We start from the raw sequence: 15,962 nt of genomic DNA, 5'->3' as shown, positions 1-15,962 counted from the left end.
GAGAGATGAAAAACGCAGGCGTTCATCCATCCGGTCCCCCCCTTTTCCAGACAGGATTACTCCTCGCTGAACAAATCGCCACCGTGCATGTCGATCATTTCCAGCGCCTTGCCACCACCACGGGCAACACAGGTCAGCGGATCTTCAGCCACCACAACCGGAATACCGGTTTCTTCCATCAGCAAACGATCCAGGTTACGCAGCAGCGCACCGCCGCCGGTTAACACCATACCGCGCTCGGAAATGTCGGAGGCCAGTTCCGGCGGGCACTGTTCCAACGCCGCCATGACTGCGCTGACGATACCCGTCAACGGCTCTTGCAGCGCTTCCAGTATTTCGTTGGAGTTCAGCGTGAATCCACGTGGAACACCTTCTGCAAGGTTACGGCCGCGCACTTCAATCTCCAGCACTTCGTCACCTGGGTAAGCAGAGCCGATTTCATGCTTGATACGTTCTGCCGTCGCTTCACCAATCAGTGAACCGTAGTTACGACGAACGTAGTTGATGATCGCTTCATCAAAGCGGTCACCACCAATACGGACAGAAGAGGAGTACACCACGCCGTTCAGCGAGATCACCGCAACTTCCGTAGTACCACCACCGATATCCACCACCATGGAACCGGTCGCTTCGGATACTGGCATGCCAGCACCAATCGCCGCCGCCATCGGCTCTTCAATCAGGAACACTTCACGGGCACCTGCGCCCAGCGCGGATTCGCGAATGGCGCGACGTTCAACCTGCGTTGCGCCAACCGGCACACACACCAGCACACGCGGGCTAGGACGCATAAAGCTGTCGCTATGCACTTGCTTGATGAAGTGCTGCAACATTTTTTCTGTAACCTGAAAATCGGCAATCACACCGTCTTTCATCGGGCGAATCGCCACGATATTCCCAGGCGTTCTGCCTAGCATCTGCTTAGCGTCATGGCCGACTGCTGCCACGCTCTTTTGAGAACCCGCACGATCCTGACGAATCGCAACCACAGAGGGTTCATTCAGTATGATGCCCTGCCCTTTAACATAAATCAGGGTATTGGCGGTACCCAGGTCGATGGACAAGTCGTTGGAAAACATGCCACGAAATTTCTTAAACATAACGAAAGGATAATCCTGCAAGCTGGGGGCGAAAAATAAATCCGCCTACTTTACCAACCACACGAAGCAGCGACAAGGCACGAAAAGGCTCTGCTTCGGTGAAAAATGAGTCTGCGTTGCGCACGTCGGCGTCAGGGAGAAGGCACAGCATGCTTTCACCTCAGGCGGCAAGGCATCTTACCACTGTCCACCCGACAAAATTGCGCTAACACAGGACATAAAATCTAACATTTAATCGGATTGGCGCTAACGTAAGCACACACTAACCGATTTAACAACCGCCTCATTCTACGTCAATTTGCACGGGACGTTTATATTAAACACGATGCCGCGATGAATATTTTTTCAGCTCATCCGTTACAGGGACTGATGCGGCAAAAAAATCGCCTTGCCCACCATAAACGCCCTTGCCCAACAGCATCCGCCACTCCTCTTTGGTTCGTACACCTGCAGCAAACACCCGCGTTTGCGTGCCTTTACAGGCCTCGGTCAGGCTTTGTACAAACAGCTGATTTTCTGGGCGGCGCTCAAGACTGCGGACCAAACCGAGATGAAGCTTGATGATCTCCACGGGAAGTGACTTGATATACGTCGTACTGACCAGCGTTAAACCCGCGTGCGTGACCGCTAGGCGACAGCCTAATCCCAGGATCAAATTGAGCACTGGGCGCAGTCGACCGATATATTGACAGACATCTGCCTCTGCAAGTTCAAATAAAATGCACTGACGCTGTCTTTTCGGACATTGCAGCAACATCTCTCTTAGCCAGCGCAGGAACGGCTTTTGCAAAAGTGAGTCCACACTTACCGGTAAGGCCAGTGTTTCTCCGGGCCAGCTCGCTGACAGATCAATAATTCGAGCCACAAGCTGCCTATCATAGCTGGCTGCCAGCCCCAGTTGTTGAACCAGCGGCATATACTCCGCCGCGAGCAGTTCCTGTTCTCCGTCGTAAATCCGGCTCATCATTTCGCGATGATGCACCACGCCCTCTTTTGTCACCGCAGGTTTCTGATACAGCCGTGGACCGCCGCGTGCTAACGTCTGTTCGAGCAAGGTCCGCCATTTTACGCTGCCGCGCCCTTTATCAGGTACCTGCCTATCAAACACGCACCAGCTGTTCCCCCCCTGCAATACCGCATTGCGCGTCGCGTCTTCCACACTTTCCATCACCTGTTCGGCGCTTTGCCCGCCGCGATAGGCACAAATACCCATGTGGAGAACATCCTCACGATCGATCAACGAGCAGGCCGGAAGAATATCGATAGACTTCACCAACTGCGTGGCGATTGCAGTGGCTTCCTTTAGCGTGCTATGGGGGAGTAATACGGTGAAATCGCTGCTGAAATAACGCGCCAGCAGCGCAGAGGGGTAGCGCATGACAAACGTCGATAGCAGGTTGACCAGCGTGAAACGATATTCCTGAAGCGCATTGGTATAGCCGTGCGTTTCCTGCAAGGTTTCAAAATCTGGTACGCGAATCATCATGACGACGCCGTGCGTCCCCACTTCTTCGCCATCTTCCAACTGTGTGGTCAATTGATTATCAAAAAACAGACGATTACTCAGCCCGGTTTCAGCATCCTGCGCGGCGAAAGCACGGATTAAGGTATCAACCCTGCCACGCTCTTCCCGCGCTTCCACTAAATCGGACAACAGTTGATCGAGCGCTCCGCTGGTCTTGACCGGCCATTCACGTACCGACCCCTGCATAACCGATTCACGCTCGCCCTTGAGAATACGCTGCGCGCGTTTTTCCAATTCTTCCTGTCCGGCAGCCTGCCGACGTAGCCAGCGAATGGAGAAGTACAGCATCAGCAGCATCAGGCCTGCGGCCAGCAATACCGATAACGTCGACACCACGAACCGCGGTAAACCAATCAACGGGTCGACATATTTTAAGACGATCGCCATATTCAAATGGTGCATCAGCGGAAATTCGACCTCATGATAGAGGTGGGTACGTTCCCAACCGGCCTCGGGCAGTTGTATGGAATAGAGGGTCGAATCATTATCCTGAATATCCAACGCAACAATGCCTACCGACTTCATCATTCCCGGCAGCCAATATTGAATATTTTCGGGCGATTGCACTAATAGCGCCTGATCGATACTGGCCGTGACCTCGCGTAGCTGCTGCTCGGTTCGCAACTGGCTATAATAACAGAGGCTAAATATGCTACTGAAAAACATAAGAAAAATGGCGATAACCGTCAGCAATACTATGAGTATCGAGAACCTGGTCGTAAATCCCATCCCTGCGTCCTATTCCAAATAATTGTCATTTCTGCGAGTTTGTTGTTTTTTATCAGTTCGCATAGGCCAGCTACAACGCATAGTACCAATACTAACGAAGGTAGCTGTAATAACTATACCCTTGTATCTTGAAGTTTAGGTATTATTGACAATGTAGGTTTGGCACGGTTCATGTAGCCTGGTTTACCCTGGGGTTTCTAAGCCCGTTATTTAGCTCATTGCGCATGAACCGCGTCACTCATCTGAAACCCGTACAGTTGTTTGACCTCATTTCGTATTTGCAAGGAGGGGTAAAAATGAGTCTGCCAAATTTACTTCACATCGGCATTGATGTTTCCAAAGCCTCCCTCGATGTCGCTATCGGTTCCGCATTGCCGCCCTTTTCCGCCAGGAATGACCTCGATGGCTTTGACGCTATTCTGGCTGAACTGGCAAAACATCCTGTTTCCCTTATCCTCATGGAGGCTACTGGTGGCCTCGAAGCCCCACTCGCTTGTTCGTTACAAGCCGCTGGGTTTGAGGTCGTGGTTATCAACCCACGTCAGGCCAGAGACTTCGCGCGGGCCATGGGATACCTCGCCAAAACCGACACGATTGATGCCAAAGCCTTGGCTATGATGGCCGAGGTCATCGACCGTCATCCTGAGCGCGAACGTTTTATTCAACCGCTGCCAGACCCTCAACGTCAGGCTCTGGCGGCTCTCGTCACTCGCCGACGCCAACTCGTGACCATGCTTGTCGCTGAACGTAACCGCCTTACTCAGGCTCATCCTCAGGCTCGTAAGAGCATAAAAACGATTATTGATGCGCTGAAACACGAGCTGGCTCGCATAGACCACGACATGAACAGGCATGTTCAGATTCACTTCAGCGCCTTGTCCGGTTTACTCAATAGCGTCAAAGGCGTCGGAACCACGACCACCGCTACGTTGCTGGCAGAGATACCCGAACTGGGAAAACTCTCGCGCCGCGAGATTAGTGCGCTGGCAGGCGTCGCGCCCCTCAATCGGGACTCTGGCAAAATGCGGGGCAAGCGGACAATATTTGGTGGTAGGGCCCACGTCCGTAGCGTGTTGTATATGGCAACGTTGGTCGCGACTCGGTTTAATCCGGTGATTCACGCGTTTTATACGCGTCTCGTGACGGCGGGCAAACCGAAAAAAGTCGCGCTGGTTGCCTGCATGCGCAAACTTCTGACTATTCTGAACGCTATGCTCAAAACGGGTAAGGAATGGGATGCGTCTTTTCACCTGATTACCTCATGAAAAATAGTGTTCAAGACAGTTGCTAAATAATTCGAGTTGCAGGAAGGCGGCAAGCGAGGGAGGCCCGATGAGCTTACTCAAGTAAGTGATTCGGGTGACTGAACGCAGCCAACGCACATGCAGCTTGAAGTATGACGGGTATATAGTCGTTAATGACTTCCCCATATTTAATCCTGCTACAGGAGATAGCCCATGCAGGCTTTAGTTCTTGAACAGTCAGACGGACTGACCCACGCTCAGATTCGCGAGATTGGCGCAGAGCAGCTTCCCGCCGGGGATGTGACTGTTGATATCAGTTGGTCCGGTATTAATTATAAAGATGCGCTTGCCATTACTGGCAAAGGCAAAATTATTCGTAACTTCCCGATGGTTCCTGGGATCGACTTCGTAGGTACAGTAAGCCACAGCGACAGCGATCGGTTTAGCGTCGGCCAGCCCGTAATTCTGACGGGTTGGGGCGTAGGTGAAAACCACTGGGGCGGTTTGGCACAACAGGCGCGTGTGAAGAGCGATTGGCTGGTCCCTCTCCCCGCGTCGCTGGATGCGCGTAAAGCCATGATTCTTGGCACCGCAGGCTTTACCGCGATGCTGTGCGTGATGGCGTTGGAAGACGGTGGCATCACCCCAGAAAGCGGCGACATTATTGTGACGGGTGCCAGCGGCGGCGTCGGCAGCACGGCAGTCGCCCTGCTTGCAGAGCTAGGCTATCAGGTTACTGCTGTCAGCGGCCGTGCCGACAACACTGATTACCTGAAAAAATTGGGTGCCAAACAGGTGTTGGATCGCAGCGAATTCAGCGGCAGCCCTCGCCCGTTAGAAAAACAACGTTGGGCTGGCGCGGTGGATACCGTCGGCGACAACGTGCTGGCGACGCTGCTGGCGCAGATGGATTACAACGCGACGGTCGCCGCGTGCGGTCTGGCTGGCGGTATTGCACTGCCAACGACCGTGATGCCCTTTATTTTACGCAATGTTCGCCTGCAAGGCGTGGATTCCGTGATGGCACCGCTGGCTCGCCGCCAGCAAGCGTGGGAGCGTCTGGCTGCCATCCTGCCTGAATCGTTCTATCAGCAAGTCACGCAGGAAATCGGGTTGGAAGACGTCCCTGCTGTTGCCGCTGCGCTGCTGGAAAACAAAGTCACTGGCCGCACGCTGGTGAAAATCAGCTAACACTTTTCGTTGACGTATTAATTTGCGGAACGAAAACGGTGATAATGGAATAGAAGAGTAAAGCGTCCGCGACAGGGACAAAGGCGTCAGGAACGCCTTTGAACGTCGCTTGCGACGGCCCTGAAAGGGTGAATCTCAGGGATGAGATTCATATCTGCGCGGCTCGAGCGTACATGGATGTATTCACAGCGTCTTTACGATCTATCCATTATCATCGCCCAACGCATTATCAGTAATCTTGAGCGCTGTTACACCCTGCAAAAAAGTATTTCATCTCTCCTGTCGCAGTTTCTACCGCAAGTCATCTATAACTAAGTGAACGGTAAGCATTAAAAACGCCACTTTGCGTCAACAATAATAATGACTGGCGGGAGTTCACATGCACAAACATCGCAAATTCACGGAAGCCGACGTTACCCCAGAATCCCTCTTCTATCAGCGTCGGCGCGTCTTAAAAGCGCTGGGTATTTCCGCTGCGGCGCTCTCACTGCCGTTTTCTGCACAGGCTGACCTGCTAGCCTGGTTTAAAGATGGTGATAAACCCAAAGCGCCACCGGGTAAACCGCTCACGTTTAGCCAACCCGCCGACTGGAAGCTCGATCTGCCGCTCACGCCGGAAGATAAAGTTACGCGCTATAACAACTTCTATGAATTCGGGTTGGACAAAGCCGATCCGGCAGCCAATGCGGGCGGGCTAAAAACCGAAGGCTGGACCGTTAAGATAGACGGTGACGTCGCTAAGCCTCTCACGCTGGATATCGACGATTTGCTAAAACGCTTTCCATTGGAAGAGCGGATCTACCGTTTCCGCTGCGTCGAGGCGTGGTCGATGGTGATTCCGTGGGTCGGCTTTGAGCTGGCTAAGCTGATTAAATTCGCCGAACCCACCAGCAACGCCCGATACGTGGCGTTTCAAACGCTTTACGACCCGGAACAGATGCCGGGGCAAAAAGATCGCTTCATGGGCGGCGGGCTGGCCTATCCCTATGTAGAAGGGCTGCGGATGGATGAAGCCATGAATCCTCTGGCGCTGCTGGCCATCGGTGTTTACGGCAAGACACTACCACCGCAGAACGGTGCGCCCATCCGGTTAGTTACACCGTGGAAATACGGCTTCAAGAACATCAAATCCATCGTGCATATCCGGCTTACTCGCGAGCAGCCCCCGTGCACGTGGAATCTGGCGGCTCCGGATGAGTATGGCTTCTATGCCAATGTTAACCCGCATGTGGATCACCCCCGCTGGTCGCAGGCGACAGAGCGCGTCATTGGCTCAGGTGGTTTGCTGAACGTTGAACGTCAACCCACGCTGTTGTTCAACGGGTATGCCGATCAGGTCGCCTCGCTGTATCGTGGTCTGAATCTGCGCGACAACTTTTAGCGAATAACACAAAACTTCTCGCTACAGCATCCTGTCAGGATAGGAATCCACATCAGCATGAGACTGACGTTACAACACATTACCCGGTTAAAAGTGCTACTCCATCTGGCTGGTTTTCTGCCGCTGCTGTGGCTGATATTGTCAGTCGACCAAGGGTGGTTCAGCGCCGACCCCGCCAAAGATATCCAGCATTTTACCGGCCGAATGGCGCTGAAATTGCTGCTGGCAACGCTCTTGGTCACGCCACTGGCGCGCTACGGTAAACAGCCGCTGCTGATTCGCTGCCGACGCCTCCTCGGGCTGTGGTGCTTTTTCTGGGCGACGTTGCATCTGGTGAGCTATGCGCTGCTGGAGTTGGGTCTGGATCATCTGGCACTGCTGGGGAGCGAACTGATATCCCGACCGTATTTGACGTTGGGAATCATAAGCTGGCTGATTTTGCTGGCGCTAGCAGTGACATCACCACAGATAATGATGCGCAAGTTGGGATCGCACTGGCAAAAAATGCATAATTTCGTCTATTTAGTCGCCATCCTTGCGCCTATCCACTATCTTTGGTCAGTTAAAACGCTCTCCCCACAGCCTATTTTGTACGCGCTCGCGGCGCTGATCTTGCTGCTGTTACGTTATAAGAAATTTCGCCAATGGTGGCGCTAAACGCCGCAGCAATACAGGACAAGCAGGTTACGGACCGCAGTGAAACTCACGCCTTCTCACGGCTTGGTGCAGGAATATCTCCGCAGATAAGACCAGTATTTAGCTGCGAATTGCCACGATATGGTTATAATGCACGACTTTAATTTCTCGGGCCGGACAATTTGCGTCACGAAAGGTGACAAACGAATAGCTTCGCGCTATTTTGTGCGACACGGTTTTGGCAATCTTGGTCAATCGCGGGAGATAGCAGCACAATGGCAGAAAAATTTCACATTTTGCTCTTGAACGGTCCAAACCTGAATCTGCTAGGAACCCGAGAGCCCGACAAATACGGTAACACGACGTTAGCAGACATCGTCAGCGAGCTGGAAACACAGGCGCAGGCATTGAACGTGAAGTTTTCCCATCTGCAATCCAATGCGGAACATGTTCTGATCGATACCATCCATCAGGCCAGAGGAAACACAGACTTCATTCTGATTAACCCAGCGGCATTTACCCACACCAGCGTTGCGCTGCGTGATGCCCTGCTGGCGGTCGCGATTCCGTTTATCGAAATTCATCTGTCCAACGTGCACGCACGTGAGCCTTTTCGTCATCACTCCTATCTTTCTGATGTTGCGGTAGGCGTGATATGTGGCCTCGGGGCAGATGGTTATCAGTATGCTTTACAGACGGCGGTAAAACGCCTGTCAACTTCCAATTAAACAAAAGAGTACGGAACCACATCCATGGATATTCGTAAAATCAAAAAACTGATCGAACTGGTTGAAGAGTCCGGCATCGCCGAACTGGAAATTTCTGAAGGTGAAGAATCAGTACGTATCAGTCGTGCCCCAGCAGCGGTTAACTACCCGATGATGCAACAGGCTTACGCGACACCAATGATGCAGCCACAGCCTGCTCTGGCCGCCGCCGTTGCACCAGCGCCAGTGGAAGCAACTGCCGCACCGGCTGCCATCAGTGGACACATCGTTCGTTCTCCAATGGTTGGAACCTTCTATCGCACCCCAAGCCCGGATGCTAAAGCCTTCGTGGAAGTGGGTCAGCACGTCAACGTCGGCGATACCCTGTGCATCGTCGAAGCCATGAAAATGATGAACCAGATCGAAGCCGACAAATCAGGCGTGGTGAAAGCCATCCTGGTCGAAAGCGGTCAGCCGGTCGAATTTGACGAGCCACTGGTTGTCATCGAATAACGAGGCTTATCATGCTAGATAAAATCGTTATCGCTAACCGCGGAGAGATTGCGCTGCGTATTTTGCGTGCCTGTAAAGAACTGGGCATCAAAACCGTCGCCGTTCACTCCAGTGCGGATCGCGATTTGAAACACGTATTGCTGGCGGACGAAACCGTGTGTATCGGCCCGGCTCCGTCAACAAAAAGCTATCTGAACATCCCAGCGATTATTTCCGCTGCGGAAATCACCGGTGCCGTCGCGATTCACCCTGGCTACGGTTTCCTGTCCGAAAATGCGGATTTTGCCGAGCAGGTTGAACGCTCTGGCTTTATCTTCATCGGCCCGCGCGCAGAAACCATTCGCCTGATGGGCGACAAAGTGTCAGCCATCACCGCAATGAAAAAAGCGGGTGTTCCGACCGTACCAGGCTCTGATGGTCCGTTAGACGGTGACATGGACGCTAACCGTGCTCATGCAAAACGCATCGGTTATCCGGTCATCATCAAAGCCTCTGGCGGTGGCGGTGGTCGTGGTATGCGCGTCGTGCGCAGCGACAAAGATCTGGAACAATCCATCAACATGACCCGTGCGGAAGCCAAAGCGGCTTTCAACAACGACATGGTCTACATGGAAAAATATCTGGAAAACCCACGTCACGTGGAAATTCAGATTCTGGCTGATGGTCAGGGCCACGCCGTCTATCTGGCCGAGCGCGACTGCTCCATGCAGCGTCGCCACCAGAAAGTGGTGGAAGAAGCGCCAGCACCGGGCATTACGGACGAGCTGCGCCGCAATATCGGCGAGCGCTGCGCCAAAGCCTGTATCGATATCAACTATCGTGGTGCGGGTACGTTTGAGTTCCTGTACGAAAACGGTGAGTTCTACTTCATTGAAATGAACACCCGTATTCAGGTGGAGCATCCGGTTACCGAGATGATTACCGGCGTGGATCTGATCAAAGAGCAGCTGCGCATCGCTGCCGGTCTGCCACTGTCCATCAAGCAGAAAGACGTTAAGGTTCGCGGCCATGCGGTGGAATGCCGTATCAACGCCGAGGACCCGAACTCGTTCCTGCCAAGCCCGGGTAAAATCACGCGTTTCCACGCGCCGGGTGGCTTTGGTGTCCGTTGGGAATCGCATATTTACGCCGGTTATACCGTACCGCCGTATTACGATTCCATGATCGGCAAGCTGATTACCTACGGCGAAACCCGCGAAATCGCGATTTCCCGTATGAAGAACGCGCTGGCTGAACTGATCATCGATGGCATCAAAACCAACATCGAACTTCAGATGAAGATCATGAGCGACGAAAACTTCCAGAGAGGTGGCACTAACATCCACTATCTGGAGAAGAAACTCGGCTTGCAGTAAATACTGCGCAATCGAGTCAAAAGGCCAGCTTATGCTGGCCTTTGTTATTTATGCCTCCGAGTCGTCATGCCGTTCGCAAACGCTGACTAGCACAAGCAACCCGCAAGCAAACGAGGTAGGATATATCGTCTTTTTTAGGATGAGATGGTGGTTGCAGAGTGACAAGACAATCCGATTTTGATTTCTCGTGCAGACCATTAATTCCGTACGCACACAACTATAATCACGGGGATTATGAAAGCTGGCACACTCACAGTTGCGCTCAGTTAATTCATACGCTTAGTGGGGTTATTCGGGTTGAAACCCAACAGGGAATCTGGGTGGTTCCACCCTCGCGTGGGGTATGGATACCCGCAGATATTCCACATGCCTTACATATTGTGGGTGAAGTTAAGGCCAGAGTACTTTTTGTCGAACCGCTTGCCAGAGCAGACCTCCCTGTTATCTGTCAGGTCGTGGGGATAACACCTTTATTACGAGAACTCATCATCGATGTCCTGAAACTTCCCGCTAATTATGAGCCAGGAAGTCGGACCGAACGTATTTATGAACTTATCCTTGATGAAATACGTTTGATGAATACGCTTCCTTTTTGTCTTCCTGAGCCGATTTCTGAGCGCCTGAAATTATTGTGCAATGCCGTCCGTCAGGCCCCCTATGAGGCCTGGACTGTGGCCAACGCTGCCGAGCAAGCCAACGTCAGCGTAAGAACACTCAGCCGACATTTTTATCAGCAAACCGGTATGCAATTTAGTGAGTGGGTTCGTCGTGCACGTTTGCTGATTGCCCTAACGCGTCTGGCACAGGGCGAACAAGTCACCCGAGTGGCGCTTGATTTAGGCTATGCCAACCCGGGAGCTTTCACTGCCATGTTTCGCAGAGTCATGGGCGTGACGCCCGGCAATTACTTCAACCCATAATCAAACGCCCTGCGGCATTCAGCATCGCTTGCAAAGAGGCTCGGGTAACATCGCTGTCAATGCTGACACCCCATGCACATTCACCCGCATGGTTCTGACAGCACACATAAGCCACAGAACGGCTGTCACTACGCTGACCTAACGTGTGTTCCTGATAGCTCACAATATTAAGATCTGCTTTCACCTCTCGGCAGAGAGCCGTCATTCCCGCAGAGAGAAAACCGTTTCCTGCGCCCTTCAAATTCAGTCTTTTCTCGCGGAAAATGATTTCAGCTGAAAGCGTTGTGTTCTGCCCAAGCTGATTATCGCAGGTATATTTAGTTAACCGAATCAGCGGTAATTCGACTAAACCGTAAGCCTCACGAAATAGCATCCAGATAGCCATCTGCGACATCTCTTTCCCCTCAGATTCAGACGCTTTCTGTACCAGCAGACTGAATGCCTTCTGAAGTTGACGAGGCAAGATGAGGCCATGGTTTTGCTCAAGCAGCCAGGCAGCACCGCTTTTTCCTGACTGGCTGTTTACGCGAATAACGGCCTCATAATTGCAACCGATGTCTTCCGGATCGAGCGGAAGATAGGGAATTTCCCATACTGGCGAGGCCGAATGCAGTCGTGCTGCAAACCCTTTTTTAATCGCATCTTGATGCGATCCGGAAAAAGCCGTAAAAGCGAGTTCTCCGGCATAAGGGTGACGTGGTGCGACGGGGAGTTGATTACACTCCTCAACCACTTCCACCACCTTCTTCATGTGGCTGAAATCGAGCTCAGGAGAGATTCCCTGCGTGTAAAGATTAAGCGCCAGCGTCACTAAATCGACATTACCGGTACGTTCTCCATTACCAAACAGGCAGCCCTCAACTCTTTCAGCGCCAGCCAGTAAAGCAAGTTCAGCGCAGGCAATGCCTGTACCGCGGTCATTATGCGGATGCACACTGATACAGACCTTATCTCTACGGGAAAAATGTCGGCAAAAATATTCTATCTGATCGGCATACACATTGGGCGTGTTGACCTCAACGGTCGCGGGAAGGTTGATAATCATGGGGCGGCACGCATCAGGCTCCCAGACATCGGCGACAGCCTCGCAAATCTGAAGCGCGAAATCTGGCTCGGTAAAGCAGAACGTTTCCGGTGAATATTGAAAGGTCCAGTCAGTCTCCTGCGCCTCAGCACATAACTGACGGATCTGCTTCGTCGCATTGACCGCAAGCTGAATAATTTCATCACGTGTCTGACGAAACACCACATCCCTGAAAACCGGTGCAGTCGCGTTGTATAAGTGAACGGTGGCGCGATGTACACCACTCAGCGATTCAAATGTACGCGTAATCAAATCTTCTCGCGCCTGCGTTAAAACCTGAATTGTCACATTCTGCGGAATACGCTTTTCTTCAATCAATAAGCGAACAAAATTAAAATCAGTTTGTGAAGCAGACGGAAAAGCGACCTCAATCTCTCTGAATCCGCAGGCAATCAGCAGATCCCAAAATTTCAGTTTACGCATTTCATTCATCGGCTCAGCAAGAGCCTGATTACCGTCCCGTAAATCGGTGGAAAGCCAACGTGGTGGTTGGGTTAATGTCTTGCTAGGCCATTGCCGATCTTTTAGGCCAATCGGTGGATGCGCTTTGTATTTCAATGAAGGGTTATTCAACATGATCGGGCTCCTTTTAATGGAACCTCAGTGTTATCCAGAGAGCCATGAGCACGCTCATCCGGAGGTGACAACTAATGACGCAAAAGTGACAATCATTAAACCGTTCGGCTCCTTTTCCGCGTTTTCACTCTGAAAAAACCGTCATGCTCACTCCCTGTTGGCGCTTGGAGTAAAATGTTCTCGCGTCAAGTAATGGTACCCCACGGCTGGCTTTTACGCTTCTGGCGTAATTCTTACTAGTCAATTGGCCCACATGCCGTAAAATTCCCGCTTTCGTCATCACGACGTTCATAACGATGCCAATCCTCCCATTTACGGTGGAGAAGAACATGGATACACGCTTTCCTCAGGCGCACAAAGAGGCCCGCTGGGCTTTCGGCCTGACGCTGGTTTATTTAGTGGCCTGGGTGCTTGCCGCCTATTTGCCTGACAACACACAAGGGATCACTGGCCTGCCACACTGGTTTGAGATGGCCTGCCTGCTGCTGCCGCTCGTGTTTACGCTGCTGTGCTGGCTGATGGTGCGCGTCATTTTCCGCGATATCTCACTGGAGAGTGACGATGCAAATTGAAATTTTATTGCCGCTGATTGGCTATCTACTGCTGGTGTTCGGGCTGTCGGTCTATGCGTACCGTCGCCGTCAGGCGGGTAACTTTCTTAACGAGTATTTCCTCGGCGGCCGCTCAATGGGCGGGTTTGTTCTGGCGATGACGCTCATTGGCACTTACGTCAGCGCCAGCTCTTTTATCGGTGGGCCGGGTGCGGCATATAAATACGGGCTGGGCTGGGTGCTGCTTTCGATGATCCAGCTTCCCACCATGCTGCTGTCGCTCGGAATTCTGGGGAAAAAATTCGCCATTTTGGCGCGGCGTTACAACGCTATCACGTTGAACGACATGCTATACGCGCGCTACAACAGTCCGCTGCTGGTCTGGTTCGCCAGCATCAGCCTGTTGGTCGCGTTTATCGGCGCCATGGCTGTGCAGTTCATTGGTGGCGCGCGTCTGCTGGAAACCGCAGCGAACATCCCTTACGACATCGGCCTGCTGATTTTCGGCGTCACCATCGCGCTGTACACCACGTTTGGTGGTTTCCGCGCCAGCGTGCTTAATGATGCAATGCAGGGCATCGTGATGCTGATCGGCACCGTCATCCTGCTGGTCGGCGTGATCTATGCCGCCGGCGGCTTGCATAGCGCAGTCGATAAACTGCAACAAATCGACCCGATGCTGGTATCGCCACAGGGCAGCAACGGCATTCTGTCGATGCCGTTTATGGCCTCATTCTGGGTGCTGGTCTGCTTCGGCGTCATCGGCTTGCCGAACACCGCCGTGCGCTGCATCTCTTATCGCGACAGCAAAGCGCTGCACCGCGGGATTATTATCGGCACGATCGTCATCGGCATTCTGATGCTCGGCATGCACTTGGCCGGTGCGCTGGGCCGCGCCGTGATGCCAAATCTGACGATTCCCGATCAGGTTTTACCGGCGCTGATGGTCACCGTATTACCGCCGCTGGCCGCAGGGATCTTTCTCGCCGCGCCAATGGCCGCTATCATGTCCAACATTAATGCGCATTTGCTTCAGGCCTCCGCCACGATCATCAAAGATCTCTACCTCAGCGTACGCCCGCAGCAGATCCATAACGAACGCCGCATCAAGATCCTGTCCAGCATGACCACCCTACTATTGGGCCTGCTGGTGCTACTGGCTTCCTTACGGCCGCCAGATATGATCATCTGGTTGAACCTGCTGGCGTTTGGCGGGCTGGAAGCGGTGTTCCTGTGGCCGCTGGTGCTGGGTCTGTATTGGGAACGCGCGAATGCCGCGGGTGCGCTTAGCGCCATGTTCACTGGCGCAATTTGCTATACCTTACTGGCCAGCTTCAATCTTCATCTAGCTGGGTATCACCCGATTGTGCCATCGCTGCTACTCAGCCTGATGGCGTTTATTATTGGCAACCGCTTTGGTCATAATCCACCAGCGCCGGTTGCCGCTTCATCTTCACTTTAAATGTAATAGAGACTGCTATGCCGTGGATTCAACTGAAAATAAACACCTCAGGAAAGGTTGCAGAACAACTGGGTGACGTCATGATGGAAAGCGGTGCGGTATCCGTTACGTTTCAGGATACGCACGATACCCCCGTGTTTGAACCGCTGCCGGGCGAGACTCGCCTGTGGGGCGATACTGACGCGATTGCGCTGTACGATGCCGAAACCGATATGAACGCTGTTATCGCCATACTGGAGCAAGAACCGCTGCTGGGCGCGGGTTTTAAGCACAAAATCGAGCAGTTGGAAGACAAAGACTGGGAACGCGAGTGGATGGATAATTTCCACCCGATGCAGTTCGGCAAGCGTCTGTGGATTTGCCCAAGCTGGCGTGACATTCCTGACCCGACTGCCGTCAACGTCATGCTCGATCCTGGCCTGGCATTTGGCACTGGCACCCATCCGACAACCGCGCTGTGCCTGCAATGGCTCGATGGGCTGGATCTGGAAGGGAAAACCATCATCGATTTTGGCTGCGGTTCCGGCATTCTGGCGATTGCGGCTCTGAAACTGGGTGCAGCACGCGCCATCGGGATTGATATCGATCCGCAGGCGATTCAAGCCAGCCGCGATAACGCGCAGCGTAACGGCGTTTCTGAGCGTCTGGAGCTTTATCTGCCGAAAGACCAGCCTGCCGACCTGTCTGCCGATGTCGTCGTTGCCAATATCCTTGCTGGCCCGCTGCGCGAACTGGCACCGCTGATTAGCGATTTACCTAAAGCAGGCGGTCACCTCGGCCTTTCCGGTGTACTGGCCACGCAGGCCGATGGCGTCGCGGAAGCCTACGCAGACAAGTTCACGCTCGATCCGGTGGCTGAACGCGAAGAGTGGTGCCGCATTACCGGCCAACGCCGCGCATCGTAATAACATTATCCCGCGAGTCCCGCCCACCGTATGTGCAACGGTGGGCACCTTTCTTCTTGCTATATCTCACGATTGATCCCCAT

14 protein-coding genes are annotated in these 15,962 nt (G+C 53.0%); 11 read left to right on the top strand and 3 right to left on the bottom strand.

The window, feature by feature from the left end; all coding sequences use genetic code 11:
• Positions 1 to 56: 56 nt before the first annotated feature.
• On the bottom strand, positions 57 to 1,100 hold the full coding sequence (gene mreB, locus DMB82_RS01270) for a rod shape-determining protein MreB (protein ID WP_010300322.1): 1,044 nt from the start codon (positions 1,098 to 1,100) through the stop codon (positions 57 to 59).
• Between the two features lie 316 nt (positions 1,101 to 1,416).
• Positions 1,417 to 3,354: an RNase E specificity factor CsrD gene (gene csrD / locus DMB82_RS01265; protein ID WP_116163540.1), complete on the bottom strand. Its 1,938-nt coding sequence runs from the start codon at positions 3,352 to 3,354 to the stop codon at positions 1,417 to 1,419.
• Between the two features lie 296 nt (positions 3,355 to 3,650).
• Here csrD and DMB82_RS01260 point away from each other — a divergent pair, with 296 nt between their 5' ends.
• The 8 genes from DMB82_RS01260 to DMB82_RS01225 all read left to right on the top strand — a co-directional run bounded on the left by DMB82_RS01260 (position 3,651) and on the right by DMB82_RS01225 (position 11,301).
• A complete protein-coding gene (locus tag DMB82_RS01260) occupies positions 3,651 to 4,619 on the top strand; it encodes an IS110 family RNA-guided transposase (protein ID WP_102119603.1) in 969 nt (322 codons plus the stop codon).
• Positions 4,620 to 4,811: 192 nt separating this feature from the next.
• A complete protein-coding gene (gene acuI / locus DMB82_RS01255) occupies positions 4,812 to 5,789 on the top strand; it encodes an acrylyl-CoA reductase (NADPH) (RefSeq protein ID WP_102119382.1) in 978 nt (325 codons plus the stop codon).
• A 379-nt stretch (positions 5,790 to 6,168) separates the two neighbouring features.
• Positions 6,169 to 7,170 carry a protein-methionine-sulfoxide reductase catalytic subunit MsrP gene (gene msrP / locus DMB82_RS01250; protein WP_102119383.1) on the top strand — a complete coding sequence of 334 codons (1,002 nt, stop codon included), beginning with the start codon at positions 6,169 to 6,171 and terminating at the stop codon, positions 7,168 to 7,170.
• A gap of 57 nt (positions 7,171 to 7,227) precedes the next feature.
• A complete protein-coding gene (msrQ, locus tag DMB82_RS01245; RefSeq protein WP_102119384.1) occupies positions 7,228 to 7,827 on the top strand; it encodes a protein-methionine-sulfoxide reductase heme-binding subunit MsrQ in 600 nt (199 codons plus the stop codon).
• A 254-nt stretch (positions 7,828 to 8,081) separates the two neighbouring features.
• Positions 8,082 to 8,534, top strand: a complete 453-nt coding sequence (gene aroQ / locus DMB82_RS01240) for a type II 3-dehydroquinate dehydratase (RefSeq protein WP_010300311.1) — start codon at positions 8,082 to 8,084, stop codon at positions 8,532 to 8,534.
• A 24-nt stretch (positions 8,535 to 8,558) separates the two neighbouring features.
• Positions 8,559 to 9,026, top strand: a complete 468-nt coding sequence (accB, locus tag DMB82_RS01235) for an acetyl-CoA carboxylase biotin carboxyl carrier protein (RefSeq protein WP_102119385.1) — start codon at positions 8,559 to 8,561, stop codon at positions 9,024 to 9,026.
• Between the two features lie 11 nt (positions 9,027 to 9,037).
• Positions 9,038 to 10,381 (top strand): acetyl-CoA carboxylase biotin carboxylase subunit, encoded by a 1,344-nt coding sequence (gene accC, locus DMB82_RS01230; protein ID WP_116163851.1) that lies wholly within the window; start codon positions 9,038 to 9,040, stop codon positions 10,379 to 10,381.
• A gap of 158 nt (positions 10,382 to 10,539) precedes the next feature.
• The gene (locus DMB82_RS01225; RefSeq protein ID WP_039493100.1) at positions 10,540 to 11,301 is read left to right on the top strand and encodes an AraC family transcriptional regulator; all 762 of its coding nucleotides are present in this window, start codon (positions 10,540 to 10,542) and stop codon (positions 11,299 to 11,301) included.
• On the opposite strand, the gene leuA is transcribed toward DMB82_RS01225, so the two are convergent.
• Positions 11,291 to 12,961: a 2-isopropylmalate synthase gene (gene leuA, locus DMB82_RS01220; protein ID WP_109225369.1), complete on the bottom strand. Its 1,671-nt coding sequence runs from the start codon at positions 12,959 to 12,961 to the stop codon at positions 11,291 to 11,293. The genes DMB82_RS01225 and leuA overlap by 11 nt on opposite strands.
• A 329-nt stretch (positions 12,962 to 13,290) precedes the next feature.
• Here leuA and DMB82_RS01215 point away from each other — a divergent pair, with 329 nt between their 5' ends.
• Genes DMB82_RS01215 through prmA form a run of 3 tightly spaced genes read left to right on the top strand, consistent with a single transcriptional unit; the run spans position 13,291 to position 15,879 of the window.
• Entirely contained in the window at positions 13,291 to 13,533 is a 243-nt protein-coding gene (locus tag DMB82_RS01215) for a YhdT family protein (RefSeq protein WP_010681541.1), read from the top strand.
• Positions 13,523 to 14,974: a sodium/pantothenate symporter gene (gene panF, locus DMB82_RS01210; RefSeq protein ID WP_116163849.1), complete on the top strand. Its 1,452-nt coding sequence runs from the start codon at positions 13,523 to 13,525 to the stop codon at positions 14,972 to 14,974. The genes DMB82_RS01215 and panF overlap by 11 nt, the downstream gene beginning before the upstream one ends.
• A 17-nt stretch (positions 14,975 to 14,991) precedes the next feature.
• Complete coding sequence (gene prmA / locus DMB82_RS01205; RefSeq protein WP_103861673.1) at positions 14,992 to 15,879, top strand: 50S ribosomal protein L11 methyltransferase; 888 nt, start codon at positions 14,992 to 14,994, stop codon at positions 15,877 to 15,879.
• The last annotated feature ends 83 nt before the right edge of the window (positions 15,880 to 15,962 follow it).

The sequence above is a fragment of the Pectobacterium aquaticum genome (assembly GCF_003382565.3).
GTDB classification, from domain to species: domain Bacteria; phylum Pseudomonadota; class Gammaproteobacteria; order Enterobacterales; family Enterobacteriaceae; genus Pectobacterium; species Pectobacterium aquaticum.
Note: the sequence above shows the minus strand (reverse complement) of the source record. Positions and strands in the feature narration are given on the sequence as shown.

Excerpts from the sequence above, each read along its gene's own strand:
- msrQ (WP_102119384.1), top strand. The coding sequence starts at position 7,228 with ATGAGACTGACGTTACAACACATTACCCGGTTAAAAGTGCTACTCCAT.
- msrP (WP_102119383.1), top strand. The coding sequence starts at position 6,169 with ATGCACAAACATCGCAAATTCACGGAAGCCGACGTTACCCCAGAATCC.
- prmA (WP_103861673.1), top strand. The coding sequence starts at position 14,992 with ATGCCGTGGATTCAACTGAAAATAAACACCTCAGGAAAGGTTGCAGAA.
- leuA (WP_109225369.1), bottom strand. The coding sequence starts at position 12,961 with ATGTTGAATAACCCTTCATTGAAATACAAAGCGCATCCACCGATTGGC.
- mreB (WP_010300322.1), bottom strand. The coding sequence starts at position 1,100 with ATGTTTAAGAAATTTCGTGGCATGTTTTCCAACGACTTGTCCATCGAC.
- accC (WP_116163851.1), top strand. The coding sequence starts at position 9,038 with ATGCTAGATAAAATCGTTATCGCTAACCGCGGAGAGATTGCGCTGCGT.
- DMB82_RS01260 (WP_102119603.1), top strand. The coding sequence starts at position 3,651 with ATGAGTCTGCCAAATTTACTTCACATCGGCATTGATGTTTCCAAAGCC.
- panF (WP_116163849.1), top strand. The coding sequence starts at position 13,523 with ATGCAAATTGAAATTTTATTGCCGCTGATTGGCTATCTACTGCTGGTG.
- aroQ (WP_010300311.1), top strand. The coding sequence starts at position 8,082 with ATGGCAGAAAAATTTCACATTTTGCTCTTGAACGGTCCAAACCTGAAT.
- acuI (WP_102119382.1), top strand. The coding sequence starts at position 4,812 with ATGCAGGCTTTAGTTCTTGAACAGTCAGACGGACTGACCCACGCTCAG.
- accB (WP_102119385.1), top strand. The coding sequence starts at position 8,559 with ATGGATATTCGTAAAATCAAAAAACTGATCGAACTGGTTGAAGAGTCC.
- csrD (WP_116163540.1), bottom strand. The coding sequence starts at position 3,354 with ATGGGATTTACGACCAGGTTCTCGATACTCATAGTATTGCTGACGGTT.
- DMB82_RS01215 (WP_010681541.1), top strand. The coding sequence starts at position 13,291 with ATGGATACACGCTTTCCTCAGGCGCACAAAGAGGCCCGCTGGGCTTTC.